Below are 21,783 nucleotides of genomic sequence, written 5' to 3'. Positions count from 1 at the left end.
GCCAAAACGGCGCCACCCTGCCGGGTCAGTGGGCTTATTGGGACAGATAGGTGCTGCTTTCGCTATCGTTCAGCGCCGTGCCCACCACATCCCGCAGGCGGGTGAATTTATCCGCTTCCATGCACGCCACCAGATCCGCCTTGATATGGGAAATCAGCCGCGGCCCCTGATAGATCAGGGCGGTATATAGCTGAATCAGGCTGGCGCCGTGGCGGATTTTTTCATAGGCATCCGCGCCGCTGGCAATGCCGCCCACCCCGATCAGGGGCAGCCGATTGTCCAGCCGCCGATAGAATTCCGCCAGCATCTTGGTGGACAGGGGCATGAGTGGCTTGCCGGACAGGCCGCCCCGTTCCGATGCTTTGTCGCTGGTCAGCCCGGTGGGTCGGGTGATGGTGGTGTTGGATATGATCAGCCCGTCCACGCCGCCTTCAAGGGCGATGGTGGCGATGTCGTCCACGTCGGTCATGGTCAGGTCCGGGGCCACCTTGATCAGCAGGGGCATGGCCTTTGCGCCCTGTGTTTTCCGCCGCGCCCGCACACCATCCAGCCCCGCCACCAGGCGCCGCAATGCGTCCTGGCTTTGCAGATCCCGCAGCCCCGGCGTGTTGGGGCTGGAAATATTGATGGTGGCATAGTCGGCCAGACCATAGAGCCGCTCGAAAATGCGCTCATAATCGTGCTGACGATTCCGGGAGTCCTTGTTGACGCCCATATTGATGCCCACGGGCCCGGCCAGATGCCGTTTTTCCAGCTTTTCCAGCCGATGGGCCGCTTCCTCGGCGCCATGATTGTTGAAGCCCAGCCGATTGATCACCGCCTCATCCCGCTTGAGGCGGAACATGCGGGGCCGGTCGTTTCCTGGCTGGGCGAACAGGGTCACCGTGCCTGCTTCCACGAATCCGAACCCCATGGCCAGAAGGGGCGCGATCAGGGTGGCATTCTTGTCAAACCCGGCAGCCATGCCGATGGGGTTCGGGAAATCCAGCCCAAAGACGGAGATGCCCAGCCGGGGATCGTCGGAAAACGGGTCCGGGTTGGCGGAAATGCTCAGCCTGTGCGCCAGCGACAGCCCGAACGCGGTCAGCGCGTGCGCCCTTTCCGGGTCCATCCGGTGCAAAAGGGGCCGCATGGCTTCAAAGATCACGACGCCCCCTCGGAGGTGCTATGGGGCAGATCGGGGGGCAGGGCATGATCCGGGGGGTCCAGTGTCCAGTGCGCGGAAATGGCACCGAGCGGCAGCGGGCCGTAAAGGTGGGGAAACAGATCCCCGCCGCGCGCGGGCTCGAACCGGAGCGGGGCATCGCCAAGCCGGCCCAGATTCACGGCGGCCAGGATCAAAGGGCCGCTGCCCTTGAAATGCTTTTCCAGCGTGGCGCCAAGCTGTTCCCGGCTCGACAGGTGAATATAGCCGTCGCGCACGTCCACCGGGCTGCCGGAAAAGCTGCCCCGTTCGCGCAGATCCCGCCATTGTGCCAGGGTCAAAACCTTGAAGGCATGGCCACGGCTGTCAAAGGCTGGTCCTGTCATGCTGCCCGTCTCGTCATCTTGTTTATCCGATGGCATGTTTTGGCATGTGGGCCCGATGGTGACAAGCATCGCGGCAGGATCGGTTCTTTTTGTCGCGTTACCCGTCGGGTGGCGGGTCGCGAAGGCTTTCTGGAACCGATGCCCCTTCCGGCACCAGCATCAGGCGCTCGATCTCGCAGCGGTGGCCGGATCGGGTCTGAATCGAATCGAATCGACGGCACAGGCGGCCATTGCGCGGGATGAAGCTGAAATAGCCGTGAAACGCCAGATCGCCGCAATGCGACCCCACCTGCATCAGCCCGTCCTGCCCGTGATTGAGTGCCAGCCGCACCAGGCGGGTGGATTCAATGCTGTAACTGCGAATGCGGCTGACGCGCAGGCAGTCTATTTCCTGTGTGACGATGCGGTTTTCGGTTTGTTCGTTGTGTGTCTGTGCCGAAGCCGGGGGGGTGGACAGCGCCAGCGCACCGGCCATTATCATACCGGATATCACGGCGCCCTTCATGCGCCCGGTCAGCCCCGTTTTCCTGTCGGGGGCCGGGTGGCAGGGGGCTTCAGCCATGGTTCGGGGATGAGGGTGCACGGGCGCAACCTTTCACACTGCGGGGCCGGTTTGTTGGCGGGCGCGGATCACAATTTCGGATCACAATTTCGGATCAGGGCCGACACCCGGACAGGGCATAGCCCTATCATGCCTTTTCACCATGCACCAAGGGCATGAACCGGGGCTGAATTGTGCTGAATGTCCATGCTGTCCTTGCATTAAGGGCGCCGTACCCCGACAAAGAAGGGACAGGCATCTTCACGCGGGCAAACGATGCGCCGGTAAATGGGGGCGGTCTCGGATGATCAAGGAACTGATGCTGTGGATTGCGGAAAAGCTGCGCGGTGCGGGTCGCCGCATCGTGGCGGGGATGCGCTGGCTCTGGCGGCGGGCGGCGGCGGCGCTGGGCGGCGTGGCGGGAAGCACCTGGCGCAAGCTGGTGCTGGGCCTGCCGGTGGCCTTTGTGCTCTATATTCTGATCGGTATGCCCATTGCCCACCGGATCGATGATACGCTGGACATGGCGCCCGAACCGGTCGGGGGTGGCGCCCATGTGGTGGCCATGACCGCCCGTCTGGTGGAGCGGGAGACCCGCGACCATAACTGGCTGCCCAATGATCCCATGATCCTGCCCGGCTGGTGGCTGGACAATACCCCCAATTTTCAGCGCGGCATGATGGGGGCGCTGTCCCGCTTCGTGTTTGAGTTGCGGGACCAGTTGGGGCGGCGGCGCGGCTCCAGCGCGGAGGACGCGGACCTGGAACAGGCTGCCGGGAACCTGTCAAAGGAAGCGGATCGCTGGATCATCAATTTTTCCACCTCGCTTTTGCCCACCACCCCGGCGGACAGCTATTACCGGGAAGCCGCCCGCCAGTTGCGCGCCTATAATGCCCGGCTGGGCAAGGGGGATGCGGTTTTTGATCGCCGGGCGGACAATCTGCTGGCCACGCTGGACCGGGTGGCGCTGGACCTTGGCTCATCCAGCGCGGCGCTGGATGAATATATCGCCGGTCATGGGGGCGGCTTCCTGCCGGACACCGGCGCCGACGATCTGTTTTACCGGACCAAGGGGCAGGTCTATGCCTATACGATGGTTCTGAAAGCGCTGAAAAAGGATTTCCGGGAAATTCTCGAAGACAGGGATCTGGTGCAGTTGTTCGATGAGCTGATCGCCTCCCTGAGCGCGGCGGCGCGGCTCGATCCCCTTGTGGTGACCAATGGCGCGGTGGCGGGCGTTCTAGCCAACCATCTGGCCATGCAGGGTTTTTATCTTCTGCGTGCCCGAACTCAGATGCGTGAGGTCACCAATGTCCTGTTGAAATAACGGGAACGTCAATCTTGTCATCGGCCCCCGGCGGTGTCACGCTGACCGCGATCCGAGGGGGAGACGCCATGACTGAACCCGACCAGACCGGGGATATCCACCCGCCATTGCAGCCGGTGCCCAAACGGGTGCGGAAAATCGTCGCCGTGGTGGATGGCTCGCCTGAATCAAGGGTGGCCATCCGGTTCGCCGCGGCGCGGGCTTCGCACATTACCGGCGGGGAACTGGTCTTGTTCCATTGCATCCGTCCGGGGGAGTTTCAGCACTGGATGGCGGTGGCCAACCGGATGCGCGAAGAAGCCTGGGAAGAAGCGGATATCATGCTCCGGGACGAGGCGGAGAAGCTGGAATCCCGTTATTCCGTTCAGCCCGAACTGGTCATCCGGGAAGGAGACCCGCGGGAAGAACTGCTGAAATATCTGGGGGAGGCGCCGGATATTTTCGGCCTTGCGCTGGGGGCGGGTACGGAAGGCGACCCCGGCCCGCTGGTGGATTATTTCACCCATCACAATATTGCTCAGATGCCCTGCCCCATCTTCATCATTCCCGGCACCATGTCGGTGGAGGATGTGGACGCCATGGCCTGATTCGAGGCGTGTCGGGTGGATTCCGTCAGGCGCCCCCGTGCCGTCCCATGGCCAGCACCGCCTTTTCCGCCGCGGCCAGTGGCTTCAGCCCGCTCTGCCAGTCAGGCCATAGCGGTTGCCACCCCAGAATGTCTTTCGCGCGCCTGTTTTGCACACGCTTGCAGTCAGCATAGAAGCTGGCTGCCATGGGGGGCAGGTCGGCGGTGTCGAAGTCCTGCTCCGGTGGCGGGGTGATTCCCATCCAGTGGGCGGCCTGCGTTATCAGGTCCTGAGGCGGGGCGGGCATATCGTCCGCCAGATTGAACAGCCGGGCGCCGTCGGTTTCCAGCCCCCCTGGCGGCTTTGAAAATGCCAGCGCCTGACCCATCGCCCGCATCACCGCATCGCCGATATCGTCCACATGGATGCGGCTGAACACCTGACCCGGCTTGATCACGCGCCGCGCCCTGCCGAGTCGCAGGCTGCGCGCCGCGTTGCGACCCGGCCCGTAAATCCCCGCCAGGCGGAAAACATCCACCACCCGGCCCGGCCCGGCCAGCCTCCGCCAGGCCGTTTCCGCGCGCAGCCGGTCCAGCCCGCGATCCAGCGTGGGGGCGGGGGGCGTGGTTTCATCCACCCAGGCGCCGTCATGGTCGCCATATATATTGGTGCTGGACAGATAGCCCGCCCAGACCAGTGTTTCTTCACCCCTCAGCCAGGTTTCCGCCTGCGCCAGCACCGGGTCTTCCGCCGACCGGTCGGCGCTTGGGGCAAGGCTGGCGAGCACATGGGTCACCGGTTGTTTCGGCGGGGCGAAGGGGGTGCCCGCCTGGAACGGGATCGGCGTAACGCCCATATCGGCCAGGGCTTCCGCCTTGTCTGTCGTGCGGGCAGTGGCGCTGATCCGCCATCCCGCCGCGCGGGCCCTTGCCATGACGGCCCGGGCACTGTAGCCGGGACCGAACACAAGAAGATGGGTGTCCGTCATGCTGTCTCCGCTTAAATTTCCACTGCCCCGAAATGGCCATGCCAGTTGCGACAATGGGGCGATGCCGATGGCGAATCAAGGCGGTCCCTGTCGAAGGAGTGCGTTCACCATGATCCGATTGATGCTGACAGCCTGTTGTGTTCTTGCGCTTGGCGTTGATGCGGTGGCCGAGCGCCCGGGCCGGGCGCGCTATGACCAGTGCATGAACAAGGCGATGGGCAGCCCCGATGCGGGGATCAACATGGCGCTGGCCTGGCAGGCGGATGGCGGCGGCGTGCCCGCGCGCCACTGCGAGGCGGTGGGCCTGTATGAGCTGGGCGAATATGCCGAATCGGCGGTCAGGCTGGAAAGCCTGGTGGAAGACATGCGCACCGGCAAGGACATGCCGCTGGTGGATGGCCGCCGGGTCACCGCCACGGGGCGGGCGCTGGCGGACATGCTGGGCCAGGCGGCCAATGCCTGGCTGATGGCGTCGGAGATTGTCCGCGCCTATCAGGCGATCGGTCAGGCGCTGTCGCTGGTGGAATCGGGAACGGCGCTGCATCGCAGTCTGTTGGTGGATCAGGGTCGCATCCATGCGGCGGACGGGGACATGGAGGCCGCCTATGACACTCTGAAGGAAGCATTGGACGGGATGCGTAAGGACACGCCCGCTCTCGCCCTTCTGGCATCCGCCGCGCGCCAGACTGGCCGGCTGAACGAGGCGGCGGACATTCTGTCCCGCTACCGGGATGCCTTTCCCGAACGGGTGGATGGATTGCTGGAACTGGGCAATCTGCGCCGTGCGCAGGACCGGTTGGCGGAAGCGCGCCGGGCGTTCGTGAGGGTTATCCAGCAGGCGCCGGACAGTGAGGAGGCCGAGATCGCCCGCCGCACCATCGAGGTGATGGACCTTGATCTTCCAAAGGAAGAGGCGGCGGGCCAAGTGGACCCGGAAGCGCCCGCGCCGGATCAACCGGACCCTGATTAACAGGGCAAAGGGGCGCGGTTGCCATCCCACGCCCTATAGCGAGAGTCGGCTCTCAAACAGGTCCGGCAGATTGTTTTCGAACAGCACCACGTCTTCGGGCCGCCACTGGTTCGCGGCCCAGCTTTCCGCTTCCTGCTGGCGATCGAATGTGAGCACGGTGGCCCCGCCCGAGGCGGCCTTCAGCGCGTCCACAAAGCTGGGAATGCGCTGGGGTGTTACCACCAGCGCCAGATCCACCTTGCCCGCCGCGAAGTGGCCCAGCCGGGCGTGGTCCTCGTCATGCCGGGCGCCCAGTTCCACCATGCCCGGCGTGATCAGGATGCGGCGCCCGCCACTGTGGTGGGCCAGAAAGTCCAATACGGTGAGCGCCTGCTCGAAGCCCACCGGATTGCTGTTATAGGCGTCGTCGATGATGGTGGGCTGGCCCGCCGCGCGAATGACCGCCAGCCGGTGGTTGATCTGGGGCATATCGGCGATCGCGGCCTTGATGGCGGCCATGGGCATCCCCAGTGACCGCGCCAGCGCAATGGCCGCTGCCGCATTGCCCGCCTGATGGCTGCCAAAGAGCGGCAGGGTCAGGGTGTGGGTGGCGCCATCCGTGTCAAAGGTGCCCGCTTTTTCGATAAGGGTCAGGTTGAGCCCGTCGGGCGTCATATGATGGTCCGTGAGCGTCACATGGGCGCCGCCCTCGTCCGGGCCGATGGCCACCATCACATAATCGCCGCGCACCTGGTCCAGCCGGTCTTCCAGCAGATCCGCCGGGATGCCGGATCGGTTCACCACCATGCGGCCACCGCTCTGGAACACGGCCTCCGCCAGCTCGAACTTGGTGCGGGCCACCGCGTCCAGCGTTTTGAAGCGCTCATAATGGGCCGGTCCCACGGCGGTGATAATGCCCGTATCCGGCGGCGTCAGGCGGCACAGCCGGGCGATGGAGCCGGGGCCATAGGCGCCCATTTCCACGATGAAATAGCGGTGCTCGCCGGTCAGCTTTTCGCGGATGATGCGGGTGATCCCCATATCCGTATTGACGCTGCCGGGTGTGGCCAGCGTGGGCGCGGCGCTGGACAGGATATGGGCGAGGATATGCTTGGTGGAGGTCTTGCCGAACGACCCCGTAATGCCGATCACGGTGGGGTTGAGCCGGGCCAGCCGGTCCTCGGCTTCCCGCCGGAACCCGGCCCTGATGTGGGCTTCCAGCGGGGCCAGCGCCCGATTGGCCACCACCAGCATCAGCGGTGTTAGCTGGATGAGCGCCACCATCAGCGCGATCAGCGCCAGCCCGCGCCAGTCATAGCGTGCCTGCGCCATGGTGAGCGCGCTCAGGTCCAGATCCAGCCGGGTGCCGGTGGGGGCCTGCAATACCAGCGGATAGGCCGTTGCCACCAGCGCCAGCATCAGCCCTGCATGAACGCCCAGAATGCGCCGCACCCTTTGGGTCAGCGCCAGCGGTTTCTTGTGGCCGCGGCGGCGCGCCCGTTCCTGATGGGCGGCCAGCGCCGGGATCACGGCGGCCAGTGCCAGGGTAAAGGGGGTGGGGTGCTGTTTCAGCGCCAGAAAGACCAGCCCGTCCATTGCCGCCAGTGTCAGCAGCGCCAGCGTGGTGCGGCTGTCCACGGCGCGGGCGCGCCACATCCAGCCCAGAAAACGCGGCGTGTCGTATTCCTCCTGCTGGAAATAGGTCATATAGAGCAGGGCACGTTCCAACAGAAGCCAGCCGAGCGCGGCGGCCACCAGCAGGATCAGTCCGTTGGCGGGGTCGAAGATCATGGCGTGCGGAACTCCCTGTCACCGGGGTCGCGGTCAGGGGGGGCGGTGGCGCCATTATCCCCGTTGCTTCCGCTTCCTGTGCTGCCCCTGCTGCCTTGGCCGCCCCGTGTCTGCGGCCCGTGGTGCCGGGTCTGGCGATTGTCCGGGTCCAGATCGTTCAGGAAGCGCCGGATGCGGGCTTCCACCTGATAGGCACCCCGATCGAGGATATCCAGATGGCCGAACCCCGCCAGTTCGCTGAAGCGGGACAGCGGCATCAGCCCTTCCAGCCGGGCGCCCAGTTCCGGCGGTGTTTCGCTGTCCTCGCTGCCATAGAGCAACAGCGCCGGTTGGCGCACGGCGCGCGCCACATTGGTCAGGTTTTCATTGACCACGGCCACGAAGGTGGCCCGCAAGGCGCCCGCATTCCGGTAATCCGCGCTGCCGAAACGGGCCTGGAAGCGGGCGCGGTAACCCGTGTCCTGCGCATTGCGGGCCAGGCTGTCGGCCAGCGCCGCCAGCCGCCCCAGCATCTTCAGGGCCATGGCCCGGAGCCGGAAGCGCAGCGATCGCCGCCGGGGCAGGCCCGCTCCGGCAATGATGATGACGGCTTTCACCTTTTTCGGGTGGCGCTGAGCCAGTTGCAGCGCCACGCGCCCGCCAAAGCTGTGCCCCACCAGAATGTGCGGCCCCCTGGGGCCACCGGCAGCGCCGCGGCGGTCCAGCTCACGGGCCAGCGCGTCGGCATAATCCGCCGTGCCCGCGCCGTCCGCCAGTTTGGGCGTGGCGCCGAACCCCGGCTGGTCGAATATCTGGTGATGGCCGGTATCCGCCAGAAGGCGGGTCAGGCGGTTAAAGCTGTTATGGTCCTGCCCCCAGCCATGCAGCCAGACAAAGCTGCGATGGGCGGTTGCCCCGTCCGTGGGCGGGGAAAGCGTTTTCGCCGCCCAGGGGCCTTCCGGTGTGGGGCCATCCGGCGCGGCGGCCTTGTTCCCATCCATGGTGGCCGCGCGGTCAGCCGCAATGTTCTGGGCGGCGCTGGCCATGGGTCAGTCCCGCCCCTTGAACAGGGTCGCGCCCCCGGCGGCGGCATCGGTCAGCCCCAGCCGCTTGCCGGAAAGCCGGAACCCTTCCCGGATCAGGTCATGGGTCAGGTCCAGAAAACTGGTGCGGGTTTCCGCCGCTTCCCACAGGAAATAGGCGAAACTGCCGGGACAGGTGTTCACCTCGTTCAGCCACAAATCGCCGCTGTCCGCATCGGCCAGGAAATCCACCCGCACACTGCCCGCCAGGTCCAGCCCGTCGAACAGGCTTTCCGCCGTCTCCCGGATTTGCCGGGCCTGTGCGTCGCTCAGGCTTTCCGGGTCCAGCTCCCGATTGAGCGATGCCATGCCCTCGCTCTCGGCGCCGTCCAGCTTGGGGCCGCCCGCATCGCCGCCCGCGCGGTATTTGTTGGCGAAGTCCAGCACATCCCCCTTGGCCAGCGGGCGTTCGATGGCGGAGGTCAGCACCCTGCCATCCGGCGCCCGGCGCACCGCCACATTATATTCCACCAGCGAGGTGACGCATGGCTCCACCAGGGCCCGGCCATCCAGCCGGAACACCCCGGTCAGCGCGGCCATCAGACCATCCCGGTCGGTGGCGCGCTGCACGCCAACGGAACTGCCCAGATTGCAGGGCTTTACGATCAGTGGATAGGGGTCCGCGCCCAGTGCATCCGACAGGGTTTGCGCCACCGTGTCCGGGTCCAGGAACTGGCCGTGTTCCGGCCTGTCCACCACCAGGTCCGGCAGCACGGTCAGCCCGCCGTCGCGGCAGATGGACTTGAAGAATGCCTTGTCCATGGTGGCTGCCGCCGCCAGCGTACGGCATCCGGCATAGGGTATGTCGGCAAAGTCCAGCAGCCCCTGAAGCGTGCCGTCCTCCCCATTGGAGCCGTGCAGCGCGGGCACCGCCAGATCGAAGGGCAACAGGGTTTCCCTGGTACCGAACAGGCCCTTCCGGGTGGCCACCAGACGGGGGCGGCTGCCCGCCGGGCGGGCCAGATCGGGCCGCACCCGCTGAAGTCCGCGGGGCGGATCATCGGCCTTGATCGGATACTGGCTGCGCCTGAGCAGCGGCGCCCCGGTCCACCAGTGACCGAGCGGGTCGATATAGACCGGAAGGCCGCTATAGCGCTCCGGGTCCAGTGCCTCCAGGAACTGCAAGCCGGTCAGGATGCTCACATCATGTTCCACGCTGCGGCCGCCGAAAAGAACCGCGATGACCTGCCTGTCGGCCATAATTCACCTTATCCCAAAAGAAGCGCGCCCGGCCTTCCCAAATGAGTCGCCGGTTTCAATCGGTTTAGCCAATCCCGCCCCGGTCATACAAGCCCAAAGGCGATCAGCCTGCAACACGCCCGGCCCGACATGCTTGACCGGAAGGGCGAAGGCGGTAGGCTCTTGGCCAATGATAACGCACAGGCAAAAGGGGCGACATTATGAGCGGGTTCGGGAAGTTTGCGGCGGTTTGCGCGCTTGTGATGGGTGCGGGCGCGCCGGTTTTCGCGCAGAATGACATGGCGGATGTAACCGTCACGCGGGAGGCGCTGCGCGGCCCGGTTCATGTGATCTTTGGCCGGGGCGGCAATATTGCGCTGTCCAGCGGGTCGGATGGTGCCTTTCTGGTGGACGATCAGTACGCGCCGCTGACGGATAAAATCCGTGCGGCGGTGGCCGAAACCGGCGATCCGGTTCTGCGCTTCGTCATCAACACCCATTTCCATATGGATCATTCCGGGGGCAACGAGAATCTGGGGCAGAGCGGGGCGCTGATCATCGCCCATGACAATGTGCGCCATCGCCTGAAAACCGGGGCGGAGATCAAGGCGTTCGGTGCCGTGATGGACCCGGCTTCCGATGCGACCCTGCCGGTTGTCACCTTCAATGAGGAAATGAGCCTGCATCTGAACGGGGAGGAGGCGCGCGTCATCCATGTTCCCCATGCCCATACGGACGGCGATTCCATGGTGCATTTCACCGGCAGCAATGTGCTGCACATGGGGGATACGTTCTTCAACAACCGCTTCCCCTTCATCGATGTGGACAATGGCGGTTCCATCGATGGCATCCTGAACGCGGTCTCGGTGGCGCTGGAGCGGGTGGACGACGACACCATCATCATTCCCGGCCATGGCCCGGTGACCGATCGGGCGGGGCTGGAAACCTATCGGGATGTGGTGACGGAGGCCCGTGACCGCATCGCCGCCCAGAAGGCCGAGGGCAAAAGCCTGAAAGAGATTCAGGCGGCAGCGCCGCTGGCGGATATGGCGGACAAATGGCACACGGAACGGGACGGCTGGACAGACCTGTTCATCAGCTTCGTCTATCGTTCTCTGCCGGAAAAATAGGGGCGGTTGCCCCCCTTTTTGCGGGTTTCCTTCCGTCAATCCGGCCCGGAGCCGCCCAGGGAAGGCCCCAGCAGTCGGGCCAGCCCTTCCACATGGGCGCGGAAGGCTTTTTTGCCAGCGGCGGTGGGGCGCAGGCGGGTCAGCGGTTTGCGTCCCCGGTAGGTTTTCTCCATCTGTATATAGCCGCTGCTTTCCAGCTTGCGCAGATGGGTGGACAGATTGCCGTCAGACAGACCCAGTTGGGTTTTCAGGTCCGTGAAGTCGCATGGGTCGGCGGTCATCAGATAGGACATGATGGCCAGCCGTGCCTTGGAATGGATCACATCGTCCAGCTTGCTGACATCATACCCCGCCATGGTGCCCCCGTCGGCCATGGCACCGCATCAGGATCAGGCCGGGCACGGTGATCAGGCTCACACTGATCAGGGCAAGGGCCAGAAGCATGGGCCGGGTGAAGGTTTCCACCTGAGTCATCCAGCCCAGAACAGCCCACCAGCCCACGGGCACCACGGCGAGATAGCGGTCTTTGGTGACCAGGGCGATGGTGAAAAAGGCGCTGGCGAACAGGGCCGCGCTGATCATGACCACCGTGATGGGGGACGGGCCGTGGCCGCCCACGAGGCCGGCGATCAGCACAACGGTCATGGACAGGCCCACGGCGAGCCAGGCGGCATCGCCGATGCGCCCTACGGGATTGGACGATCCGGGGGTGTTGCGGCCGATCACCATGCTGACCGTCCAGCCGATCAGCCCCAGCGGCAACCAGACCCAGAGCCAGGGGGATACCCGTGGCAGATAACCGGCGACCACCGCCCAGGTGCCCAGAAAGCCCAGCGCGACAATGATGCCCCACAGGGTGACATGGCGTCCGTCCGCCCCCAGCCGGGCGCGGCCTTCTTCCATCATGCGGCGAATGAGGGCCAGATCACCGGCGGGGTCGCCAGCGGCATCGCCGGGGGATGCCGCCAGGAGGTCGGCCCCGTCCCGTGGGTCGGTCCCGTCATGTGGATCGGTCCTTTGCCGGGGATTGGCTTCCTGCCGTGGGTTGGCCCCGTCATGTGGATCGGGCCGGTTTCCCTGATTTGCGGGGTCTGTCATGACGTTCTCCATCCTGCTTTTTCGGGATAATAAAGTACTTTTCAATACAAAGTACATTGCAGAATGTATCGCGTGATGCGACCATGTCAATAGCTGATCGGGGCCGGTGCGGGTGCCCTCATGGCCGCCGGGGCCGTTTCCCGCGGTCCCCGGTTCGCGGTTCATGTGGTGACAAAGCGGGGTGGCGCTCTGTCGCGGCAGCCCGGCGGGGGCGGGTCATGGGCGGACAAGAAAAAGCCCGGCAGGGGCCTGCCGGGCTTGAAGATCGCGTGTTGAAGGCCGCGCCGGGGCGGCATGGACCTCAATAGGCGTTCGGGTCCTGAATTTTTTCCACCATGTCGCCCTTCAGCTTCACCTGCCGGGTGATGCCGCTTTGGCCGGGAAATTCCCGGAACAGGCTTTCCGCCAGCAGCGGTACCAGTTCGGGCAGGGCGCGGCTGTCCACTTCCGCTTCGGAACGGCCTTCAAAGACCATCTTGCCGCCGGGTTCGCGGATTTCCATGGCCAGCCGGGCCGTATAGACGGTTTCCGATTCCGTGCGCCGGTTGAAGCCGGGACCGATGCCCCAATAGGGATAGCCGTGGAAGCCGCCAAAGCCATAGCCGCCATAAAAGCCGCCGCCATAGCCACGGTCGTCAATATGGACGCGACCTTCGGACAGGGTTACGTCGAAACCGGCGATCAGGTCCGCATTATCCGTGCTGTCCACCAGCTTGAAGCCCTGCTGTGCCAGTTTCCGCCCCACAACGGTCGCATATTGGGCATATTCTAGGCTGTCCTGCTTGTCAGGGTCCATGGCCTGAACGGCGATGGTCTTGCCGCCGGGTGCCGGCATGTTGTGGAAGGTTGCCACATCGCTTTCAAAGGATTTGGCACAGGCACCCAGCACAAGCGCTGCCGCAATAAGTGCCAGATGACGAATGGGTTGCATTACTCTCTCCGCATGATTCATGTGTCGTATCCTCACCTCATCATATGGGGGCTGAACCCTGACTGAACAGGGGCTGTTATTGCTGACGCCGGAGGCCAGGCATCAGGCCAGCAGGCCCATGGCGCGGCGCACCTCGGCCATGGTGGGTTCGGCCATGGCGCGGGCACGCTCGGCGCCGTCGCGCAGAACCCGGTCGATATGGTCCGGGGCGTTCATCAGGCGGGCCATTTCCTCGGTGATGGGGGCGAGCCGCTCCACCGCCAGTTCCGTCAGCGCCCTCTTGAAGTCGCCAAAGCCCTGCCCCTCGAAACGTGCGCAGACGGCATCCTTTTTCATGTCCGCAAGGGCGGCATAAATGCCGATCAGGTTGCGTGCCTCCGCCCGTTCGCCCAGCGCGTCCATGGTGGCGGGGATCAGCTCCGAATCGGTGCGGGCCTTGCGGATTTTCTTTGCGATCAGGTCCCGGTCGTCGGTCAGATTGATGCGGGTCATGTCGCTGGGCTCGGACTTGGACATCTTCCGCAAACCATCCCGCAGGCTCATCACCCGCGCGCCGGTGTCCTGAATAATGGGCTCCACCTCCGGGAACAGGTCCGTATCGTAATCATGGTTGAACTTGCGGGCGATTTCGTTGGTCAATTCCAGATGTTGTTTTTGATCCTCCCCCACGGGCACGCGGTTGGCCCGGTACAACAGAATGTCCGCCGCCATCAGGGTGGGATAGACCCACAGGCCCACGCTGGCCTTTTCCCGGTTCTTGCCCGCTTTGTCCTTGAACTGTGTCATCCGGTTCAGCCAGCCGATGCGGGCGACGCAATTGAAGATCCAGCTCAACTCCGCATGGGCCATCACCTGGGACTGGTTGAACAGGATGGACTTTTGCGGGTCCACCCCGGCGGCCATGTAGGCCGCGGCCGCTTCCCGTGTCTGGCGGGTCAGTTCCGCGGGATCCTGCCATACGGTGATGGCGTGCAGGTCCACCACGCAATACAGGCATTCATGGCTGTCCTGAAGGGCAACCCAGTTCCTGAAGGCACCCAGATAATTGCCGAGATGCATATTGCCCGAAGGCTGGGCACCGGAAAAAACGCGGCCTGAAGAAGCGTGGAATGACACGGGGACTCTCTCCATCTGGTCTTGGGGGCTACTGCCTGCCTTATGACAAGGGCCGCCGCCAAAGACAAGCATCATGCCGGGGTTGGCGGGCCGCCTCAGCGGGGCCGCCTTGACAGCCGCGCCAGCAGGCTGGCCGGGGCATAGACCCCAAGCGCGAAGGCCGCGCCGAAATAGAGCGTCAGACCCGCCCCCACCAGCAGCACGAGCGGCACGGCGTCCCCGGCAATGCCGCCGGTCAGACCGCCCGGCAGGGCCGCCACCAGGGCAGGCATCACGCTGGCAAGGCCGATCAGGCCCGCCGTCATCAGGGCCGTCGCCACCAGTGCGCGGCCCAGGCGGCGCCAGGTGTCGCCCGCCACTTCCAGCAGGCCCTGCCCGGTCAGGCCGCGGGCCAGCAGGGCCACATTGACCCAGGCACTGAGACTGGTGGCCAGCGCCAGCCCGGCATGGGCCATGGGGCCGATCAGGATCAGATTGAGCGCCAGATTCACCACCAGCGCCATCATGGCATAGCGCACCGGCGTGCGCGTGTCCCGGCGGGCGTGATAGCCGGGGGTCAGCACCTTCACCAGCACAAAGGCGGGCAGGCCCAGCGCATAGGCCATCAGCGCCCGCCCCGTGGCCACACTGTCCGCGCGGGTGAAGGCGCCCCGTTCGAACAGGCCGCTGATCAGGGCTTCCGGTATGGCCGCCAGGGCGGCGGCGGCGGGCAGGGTCAGTGTCATGGCGAACAGGATGGCGTCATTCTGCTGGCGATTGGCCCCGGCCCGGTCGCCATCCGCCAGCAAGCGGGAGATGCCGGGCAGCAGCACGATCCCCACCGCCACACCCACCACCCCGATGGGTAGCTGATGCAGCCGGTCGGCATAGAACAGCCAGCTTACGGCGCCGTCATCCAGAAAGCGGGCGGCCAGAAACAGGTCCACCAGCAGGCCCAGTTGCAGCGCCCCGGCGCCCAGGGCCGCCGGCCCCATCAGGCGGGCGAGGCGGGCCACATCCGCCGAGGGGCGCGGCAGTTGAAAGCGGATGCGGATACCGGCCCGGCGGGCCGCGCCATACACCCAGACAAGCTGCACCAGCCCCGATAGCGATACCGCCCAGGCCAGCGCCCGCGCCGTGTCCAGGGCCGTTTCCCCCGCGCTCAGCAGGGCGGTGATCAGCACCAGATTGAACAGCACCGGCACGAAAGCGGCGGCGGCGAAATGGGTGTGGGCATTCAGCAGGCCGGAAAAGAAGGCGACCAGCGATATGGTCACCAGATAGGGAAAAGTGGCCCGGCCCAACTCCACCGCCAGATCGAACTTTTCCGTGTCTCCGTCAAAGCCGCCGGTGAGCCCGGTCATGACCGGGACCATGGCCGCTTCCATGATGGCGAGCAGAATCAGCAGCACCGGCAGAAACCAGCCCAGCACTTTTCCGGCAAAGTCCGCGGCCCGCTCGCGGGCAGCCTCGTCCGCCGTGGTGCCCAGCAACCCGGCATAAAGCGGAACGAAGCTGGCGTTGAACGCCCCTTCGGCGGTGATGCGGCGAAAGAAATTGGGCAGCTTGAAGGCGATGAAAAAGGCATCCGCCACCGGCCCGGCGCCGAGCGCGGCGGCCATCAGCACATCCCGCGCAAAGCCGAAAAGGCGGCTGAGCATGGTCAACCCGCCCACCGTGCCCGCATGGCGCCGGAAACCGGCGAGAGCCGCCTTGCGCGGAGACGGGTTGTCCGGTTTGGCCGTCATCTTATTGCGCTGCCTGATCGAGCGCGTCCCGCACCTTGCGGCGCCGGGAGAAGACCGGCTCTCCGGCCACGGCCTTCAGCAGTTTGGTGCGCAGATTGCGGATGCGGACCGGATGGGTCACCTTGGCACCGTCCCGGTCCCGCACATAGAACACGTCCACCGCCCGCTCGCCAAAGGTGGCCACCTGCGCCGAGGTCAGCGACAGCCGCAGCTTGTAGATCACGAAGGCTAGGTCATAGAGCAGGCCGGGCCGGTCCTTGGCGTCCACCTCGATCACGGTGGACCAGTTGCTGGCCTTGTTGTCCACGATCACCTGCGGCTCCACCTCGAAGGCGTCCTCCTTGTCCGCCAGGCCGCCCTGATTGCGGGCGATCAGCTTTTCCCGCGGGCTCAGCTTGCCCTTGAGCGCCTTGGCCACGGCATCGTCCAGCTTGCGAAGCTGATGGCTGTCGTCCAGCGCGGTATTGTCGAAGGCCTGAACGATGAAATTGTCCATCACCATGCCGTCCCGCGTGGTGTGGATGCGCGCCCCGGTGATGCTGGCCCCCGCCAGATCCAGCGCCCCGGATATGCGGGCGAACACCCCCGGCGCGTCCGCCGCGTAAACGGAAATCTGGGTCATGTCCATACTGGGCTCGATCCGTTCCGAGACCTGCACTTCCACGCCGGATTTTTCAGCCTCCCGGATCAGTTGGGCATTGTGCACCAGGGTGGGTACATCCTCGGCGATCCAGTAGCTGTCCAGAAAGCGGGCGGTGTGGCGGGCGATCTCGTCCGGTGTCCAGTCCGCCAGTTCGTCGGCCATTTCCGCCTGCTTGGCGGCCACCCGCTCAGTGCGGCCCACATTGGCGTGGCCCACCAGCAGTTCTTCTTCTGCGGCGTCATACAGGTCGCGGAGCAATTGCCCCTTCCAGCCGTTCCACACATCCGGCCCCACGGCGCGGATGTCCACCACCGTCAGCACCAGCAGCAGGCGCAGCCGTTCCGGGCTTTTCACCAGCTTGCAGAAATCCTGAATCGTCTTGCGGTCGGACAGGTCGCGCTTGAAGGCGGTGTTGGACATGGCCAGATGCCAGCGCACCAGCCAGGCCACGGTTTCCGTTTCCGCCGGGTCCAGGCCCACACGGGGGCAGAGGTCTTTCGCCACCTCGGCGCCGATCACCGAATGGTCGCCGCCACGGCCCTTGGCGATATCGTGCAGCAATACGGCCATATACAGCACCCTGCGCGAGGCGATCTTGGAAATCACCCGGCTGGACAGCGGATGATCGTTCACCAGTTCGCCGCGTTCGATCCGGGCCAGCAGGCCGATGGCGCGGATGGTGTGCTCGTCCACCGTATAGTGGTGGTACATGTCATATTGCATCTGCGCCACCACGCGCCCGAAATCCGGGATGAACCGGCCCAGAACGCCTGCTTCGTTCATGCGCCTGAGATTGATCTCGCCGTTTTTGGCGGAGGTCAGGACGGTCAGGAAATCCCGGTTGGCCTGCGGGTCCCGGCGCACGCGATCCGTGATGCGCCCCAGATTCTGCTGTATGGCCCTGAGCGCATCCGGGTGAATGTCCAGGTCTTTTTCGTCGGCAACCCTGAAAATGGCGATCATCCGTGCCGGGTTGTCCTTGAAGTCGTCCGGGCTGAATACGGTCAGGCGCTCCCCTTCCACGGCAAAGCCCTGCACCTTGCGACGGCGCCTCAGGCGGGACAGCAGGGTCTTTTTCTGGCGCGCTTCCAGAACGGCGCAGAATACGCGGGTCAGGTCGCCCACCTGCTTGGCCACCAGGAAATAGTGCTTCATGAAGCGCTCCACCCCGCTGGCGCCGGGATGGTCCGTGTAGCCAAGGGTCTTGGCCAGTTCGAGCTGCATGGGGAAAGTCAGCCTTTCCTCCGCCCGTCCGGCTTCGAAATGCAGCGCGATCCGCACCGTCCACAGGAATTTGGCGGCGCGCTGGAACTGGTTGTATTCTTCCGTGGTCAGCACACCCTGATCCAGCACTTCGCTGGGCTGGATGCCGCCATAGAGATAGCGGGCGATCCACCACATGGTCTGAAGGTCGCGCAAGCCGCCCTTGCCGTCCTTGATGTTGGGTTCCACCACATAGCGGCTATCGCCCATGCGGGCGTGGCGGGCGTCCCGTTCGGCCAGCTTCTGGTCCACGAACTCCGTACCGGTCAGGGCCACCACCCGGCGTATGAAGCGCTTGGCCGCCTGATCGAACAGCGATCGATCGCCCCACAGATAGCGGGATTCCAGCAGCGCGGTACGGATGGTCAGGTCGGTGCGGGCAAGCCGGGTGCATTCCTCCGGCGTGCGCGTGGCATAGCCCACTTTCAGGCCCAGATCCCACAGCAGATAGAGCATGGTCTCCACCACCATCTCCACCCAGGGGGTGGACTTGTGCGGGATCAGAAACAGCAGGTCCACGTCTGAATAGGGGGCCATTTCGCCCCGGCCATAGCCGCCCACGGCCACCAGCGCCATGCGTTCGCTGGCGGTGGGGTTGGCCAGCGGGTGCAGGTGTTCCGTGACCACATCGAAGGCCACGCGCAGAATCTGGTCGGTCAGATAGGCGATGGCCCGCGCCGTGCGCCGACCGCCCATGGTGCCCGCCTCGAAACGCTGGCGGATTTCCGCCATGCCGCTTGCGTGGGCCTCTTTCAGCAGGGCCACCATCGCCTGGTTCAGCGCCGTGTCCCGGTGGGTTTCGGCCAGTTCGGCGACCCGGCCCATCAGCGCCTTGCGGTCGATGATGGCCTTGCGGTCCTTGATCTGCGCGAGGGGCATGATGGCGGTCATGAATGGTGGCTCCTTGCCGGATGGCCGTCAGTGGTGTCCACAGAGTCGCGCAGTTCATACAGAAGCTCAAGGGCTTCCCGCGGTGTCAGCGTATCGGGGTTCAGTGACCGCAGCCTGTGCGCCACCGCTTCCGCCGCCGGGTCGGTGGCGGGCGTGGCCGGGCCATGACGGCGATCCGGCAGGCTCTGGAACAGGGGCAGGTCCTGGCTCAGCGCGCCGCCGCTGTTTCGTTCGCTGCTCTCCAGCGTGTCCAGCACGGTGCGGGCGCGGGCGATCACCGCTTCCGGCAACCCGGCCAGCCGGGCCACCTGAATGCCATAGGATCGATCCGCCGCGCCCTCGCCCACTTCATGCAGGAAAATCACCTCCCCCTGCCATTCGCGCACCTTCATGGCGTGCAGGCTCAGCGCGTCCAGCGTTTCCTTCAGGGCGGTCAGTTCGTGATAATGGGTGGCGAACAGCGCGCGGGAGCGGTTCACGTCGTGCAGATTTTCCACCGCGGCCCAGGCGATGGACAGGCCGTCATAAGTGGCGGTGCCGCGGCCTATCTCGTCCAGCACCACAAGGCTTTTCGGCCCGGCCTGATTGAGAATGGCGGCGGTTTCCACCATTTCCACCATGAAGGTGGACCGGCCATGGGCCAGATCGTCCGATGCGCCCACACGGCTGAACAACTGGTCCACCACGCCGATATGGGCGCTGGCGGCGGGCACATAGCTGCCCATCTGCGCCATGATGGCAATGAGCGCGTTCTGCCGCAGAAAGGTGGATTTGCCGGCCATGTTCGGCCCGGTCACAAGCCACAGGCGTTGGTCGGCGCCCAGATCGCAGTCATTGGCCACGAAGGGTCCGTCCCCCGCGTCGCCAAGGGCATTTTCCACCACCGGGTGCCGCCCGCCCTCGATACTGAATGCCTGGCTGTCGTCCACTTCCGGGCGGCAATAGCCTTTTTCCGCGGCGAGGGCCGCCAGCCCGGCTGCCACATCCACCACCGCAAGGGCTCGCGCCGCGTGCGACAGGGCGTCCGCATCCGCCAGAACCTGACGGCAGAGGTCTTCGAACAGCTCTTGCTCGGTGGCCAGCGCCCGGTCGCCCGCTTCTGAAATCTTGCCAGCCAACTTTGACAGGTCCGTAGTGGAAAACCGTACCGCATTGGCCAGAGTCTGACGGTGGATAAAGGTGGTGTCATGGGGCGGCGCCATCAGTTTTTCCGCCTGTTTGGCGCTCACATCCACATGATAGCCCAGCACATTGTTATGCTTGATCTTCAGATTGGCGATGCCGGTGAGCTTGCGATAGTCGGCTTCCAGCCCCATCAGCAGCCGTCGGCTTTCGTCCCGCAGGGTGCGGAACTCGTCCAGTGCATCGCTGTAGCCGCGTCGGATGAAGCCGCCGTCGCGCAGCAGCACCGGCGGCTCATCCACCAGGGCGCGGGTGATCAGATCGGCCATGGGTTGATGCCCGCCCAGCGCGGTGGCGGCGCGTTTCAGCGGTGCGGCCAGTGCGGCGACCGCGGCATCGCTTTCCGCCATGGCGGCACTGACCCGCGCGGCCACGCCCAGCGCGGCACCGATGGCGGCCAGGTCTCGTGGCCCCCCCCGGCCCAGCGACAGGCGGGCCATGGCCCGTTCCATATCCGGCGCCCGGCGCAGATGGTCGCGCACGGTTTCCCTCAGGCCCGGATTGGCCAGGAAGCTCGCCACACTGTCCAGCCGTTCCCGGATTTCCGCCGGGTCCCGAAGCGGGGCGTTCAGGCGTTCGGCCAGCAGGCGCCCGCCCGCGCCGGTCAGGGTGTGATCCAGCGTGGCCAGCAGGCTGCCGCGCCGGTCCCCGGTCTGGGTCACGGTCAGTTCCAGCGAGCGGCGGGTGGCCGCATCGATGGACATGACACTGTCCGCCGCCCGCTTCTGCGGCGCCTTCAGGCGCACATGGGCGCCTTTCTGGGTATCCTCCAGATAGCCGATCAGCCCTCCGGCGGCAGCCAGGTCGGCGCGGGAAAACTGGCCCATCCCGTCCAGCGTGTGCACCTTCAGCAGGGATTTCAGGCGGCTTTCCCCGGCCCGGCTGTCAAACAGGGCGCCGGGTGCGGGGCTGATCCGGTCGCGCCAGTCGAACAGGGCCTGTGTCAGGGTATCGTCGTCCGGCAGGGCATCGGGCATGACGATCTCACTCGGCCCGATCCGGGCCAGATCGGTTTCCAGCCGTTCGGGGCTGGTCGCTTCCAGCCAGAAGTCGCCCGTGGTCATGTCGGCAAGCGCCAGCGCCAATTCCCCGCCCGCGCGGCCCAGAGCCGCCAGAAAGTTGTGCCGCCGCGACTCCAGCAGATTGTCTTCCGTGACCGTGCCGGGCGTGACCAGGCGCACGATTTCCCGCCGCACCACCGCCTTGGAGCCGCGCTTTTTCGCCTCCGCCGGGTCTTCGGTCTGTTCGCACACGGCCACCTTGAAGCCGTGGCGGATCAGCCGGGCCAGATACATGTCCGCCGAATGGACGGGCACGCCCGCCATGGGCACGTCCTCGCCCAGATTTTTGCCGCGTTTGGTCAGCGTGATATCCAGCGCCGCCGCGGCCCTTTCCGCATCCTCAAAGAACAACTCGTAAAAATCGCCCATGCGATAGAACAACAGGCTGTCCGGCGCCTGCGCCTTGGCATTGAAAAACTGGGCCATCATGGGCGTGGTGCCGGGCGCATTGGCAAGCCCGGCCCAGTCGCGGCCGCCGCCGCCGGTCGCACTGTCCCCCTTGTGGGGGACGGCGCCGTGCGGTGCGTGTGTCAGGCTGTGGGGCGCTTTGGGGTCGGGGTCGCTCATGGGTCCTCGTTCCTGACTCATGGGGTCTTCTCAGGGTGCCCTGAGGCACGTCGGATGCTGGTGCGGCGCAGCAATTCTGCCCTGTCCCGTCGGCTTTCAATTGAAAGGGCGCGGCGGGCATTGTATTTCGCCAGTGGGGCATCTTCAAAGGGATGCCCGTCGGTCGGCGGGGTCAAGGCATAGCCGCTCTTGGCGCCGCTGTCACGGGGGCGTGCCGCCTGCGCGTGCGCGGGGGCCGGTCC

Annotated in this window: 18 protein-coding genes; 4 read left to right on the top strand and 14 right to left on the bottom strand. The window is 65.4% G+C overall.

Annotated features, from left to right (window positions below; all coding sequences use genetic code 11):
* Positions 1–34: 34 nt before the first annotated feature.
* The 3 genes from WGH93_RS01635 to WGH93_RS01625 all read right to left on the bottom strand — a co-directional run bounded on the left by WGH93_RS01635 (position 35) and on the right by WGH93_RS01625 (position 2,011).
* Positions 35–1,147 (bottom strand): quinone-dependent dihydroorotate dehydrogenase, encoded by a 1,113-nt coding sequence (locus WGH93_RS01635; protein WP_374763097.1) that lies wholly within the window; start codon positions 1,145–1,147, stop codon positions 35–37.
* Entirely contained in the window at positions 1,144–1,530 is a 387-nt protein-coding gene (locus WGH93_RS01630; protein ID WP_374763096.1) for a DUF952 domain-containing protein, read from the bottom strand. The genes WGH93_RS01635 and WGH93_RS01630 overlap by 4 nt, the downstream gene beginning before the upstream one ends.
* A 97-nt stretch (positions 1,531–1,627) precedes the next feature.
* Entirely contained in the window at positions 1,628–2,011 is a 384-nt protein-coding gene (locus WGH93_RS01625; protein WP_374763095.1) for a hypothetical protein, read from the bottom strand.
* Between the two features lie 364 nt (positions 2,012–2,375).
* On the opposite strand from WGH93_RS01625, the gene WGH93_RS01620 reads away from it, so the two are divergent.
* Positions 2,376–3,398, top strand: a complete 1,023-nt coding sequence (locus WGH93_RS01620) for a DUF2333 family protein (RefSeq protein WP_374763094.1) — start codon at positions 2,376–2,378, stop codon at positions 3,396–3,398.
* A 68-nt stretch (positions 3,399–3,466) separates the two neighbouring features.
* Entirely contained in the window at positions 3,467–3,985 is a 519-nt protein-coding gene (locus WGH93_RS01615; protein ID WP_374763093.1) for a universal stress protein, read from the top strand.
* Positions 3,986–4,010: 25 nt separating this feature from the next.
* On the opposite strand, the gene WGH93_RS01610 is transcribed toward WGH93_RS01615, so the two are convergent.
* Entirely contained in the window at positions 4,011–4,952 is a 942-nt protein-coding gene (locus WGH93_RS01610) for a Rossmann-fold NAD(P)-binding domain-containing protein (protein ID WP_374763092.1), read from the bottom strand.
* Between the two features lie 109 nt (positions 4,953–5,061).
* Between WGH93_RS01610 and WGH93_RS01605 the strand changes: the two genes are divergently transcribed.
* Positions 5,062–5,922: a tetratricopeptide repeat protein gene (locus WGH93_RS01605; RefSeq protein ID WP_374763091.1), complete on the top strand. Its 861-nt coding sequence runs from the start codon at positions 5,062–5,064 to the stop codon at positions 5,920–5,922.
* A 33-nt stretch (positions 5,923–5,955) separates the two neighbouring features.
* Here the strand turns inward: WGH93_RS01605 and WGH93_RS01600 are convergent, their stop codons facing one another.
* Genes WGH93_RS01600 through WGH93_RS01590 form a run of 3 tightly spaced genes read right to left on the bottom strand, consistent with a single transcriptional unit; the run spans position 5,956 to position 9,953 of the window.
* Complete coding sequence (locus WGH93_RS01600; protein ID WP_374763090.1) at positions 5,956–7,692, bottom strand: Mur ligase family protein; 1,737 nt, start codon at positions 7,690–7,692, stop codon at positions 5,956–5,958.
* Entirely contained in the window at positions 7,689–8,717 is a 1,029-nt protein-coding gene (locus WGH93_RS01595) for an alpha/beta fold hydrolase (RefSeq protein ID WP_374763089.1), read from the bottom strand. Before WGH93_RS01595 ends, WGH93_RS01600 begins: the two co-directional genes overlap by 4 nt.
* A 3-nt stretch (positions 8,718–8,720) precedes the next feature.
* Positions 8,721–9,953 carry a D-alanine--D-alanine ligase gene (locus WGH93_RS01590; RefSeq protein WP_374763088.1) on the bottom strand — a complete coding sequence of 411 codons (1,233 nt, stop codon included), beginning with the start codon at positions 9,951–9,953 and terminating at the stop codon, positions 8,721–8,723.
* Positions 9,954–10,153: 200 nt separating this feature from the next.
* Between WGH93_RS01590 and WGH93_RS01585 the strand changes: the two genes are divergently transcribed.
* Positions 10,154–11,062 carry an MBL fold metallo-hydrolase gene (locus WGH93_RS01585; RefSeq protein ID WP_374763087.1) on the top strand — a complete coding sequence of 303 codons (909 nt, stop codon included), beginning with the start codon at positions 10,154–10,156 and terminating at the stop codon, positions 11,060–11,062.
* Between the two features lie 35 nt (positions 11,063–11,097).
* Here the strand turns inward: WGH93_RS01585 and WGH93_RS01580 are convergent, their stop codons facing one another.
* The 7 genes from WGH93_RS01580 to mutS all read right to left on the bottom strand — a co-directional run bounded on the left by WGH93_RS01580 (position 11,098) and on the right by mutS (position 21,403).
* The gene (locus tag WGH93_RS01580) at positions 11,098–11,418 is read right to left on the bottom strand and encodes a winged helix-turn-helix domain-containing protein (RefSeq protein ID WP_374763086.1); all 321 of its coding nucleotides are present in this window, start codon (positions 11,416–11,418) and stop codon (positions 11,098–11,100) included.
* Positions 11,405–12,160, bottom strand: a complete 756-nt coding sequence (locus WGH93_RS01575) for a hypothetical protein (RefSeq protein WP_374763085.1) — start codon at positions 12,158–12,160, stop codon at positions 11,405–11,407. The genes WGH93_RS01580 and WGH93_RS01575 overlap by 14 nt, the downstream gene beginning before the upstream one ends.
* A gap of 301 nt (positions 12,161–12,461) precedes the next feature.
* A complete protein-coding gene (locus WGH93_RS01570; RefSeq protein WP_374763084.1) occupies positions 12,462–13,091 on the bottom strand; it encodes a DUF4136 domain-containing protein in 630 nt (209 codons plus the stop codon).
* Positions 13,092–13,193: 102 nt separating this feature from the next.
* A complete protein-coding gene (gene trpS, locus WGH93_RS01565) occupies positions 13,194–14,222 on the bottom strand; it encodes a tryptophan--tRNA ligase (RefSeq protein ID WP_374763083.1) in 1,029 nt (342 codons plus the stop codon).
* Positions 14,223–14,302: 80 nt separating this feature from the next.
* A complete protein-coding gene (gene murJ / locus WGH93_RS01560; RefSeq protein WP_374763082.1) occupies positions 14,303–15,934 on the bottom strand; it encodes a murein biosynthesis integral membrane protein MurJ in 1,632 nt (543 codons plus the stop codon).
* Position 15,935: 1 nt separating this feature from the next.
* Entirely contained in the window at positions 15,936–18,719 is a 2,784-nt protein-coding gene (locus WGH93_RS01555) for a [protein-PII] uridylyltransferase (protein ID WP_374763217.1), read from the bottom strand.
* Positions 18,720–18,727: 8 nt separating this feature from the next.
* Positions 18,728–21,403, bottom strand: coding sequence for a DNA mismatch repair protein MutS (gene mutS, locus WGH93_RS01550; RefSeq protein WP_374763216.1), 2,676 nt, complete (start codon positions 21,401–21,403; stop codon positions 18,728–18,730).
* Between the last annotated feature and the right edge of the window lie 380 nt (positions 21,404–21,783).

Source organism: Yunchengibacter salinarum, assembly GCF_037658235.1.
In the GTDB taxonomy this organism is placed as follows: domain Bacteria; phylum Pseudomonadota; class Alphaproteobacteria; order Sphingomonadales; family Kordiimonadaceae; genus Yunchengibacter; species Yunchengibacter salinarum.
This window is presented reverse-complemented; position numbering and strand designations above follow the sequence as displayed.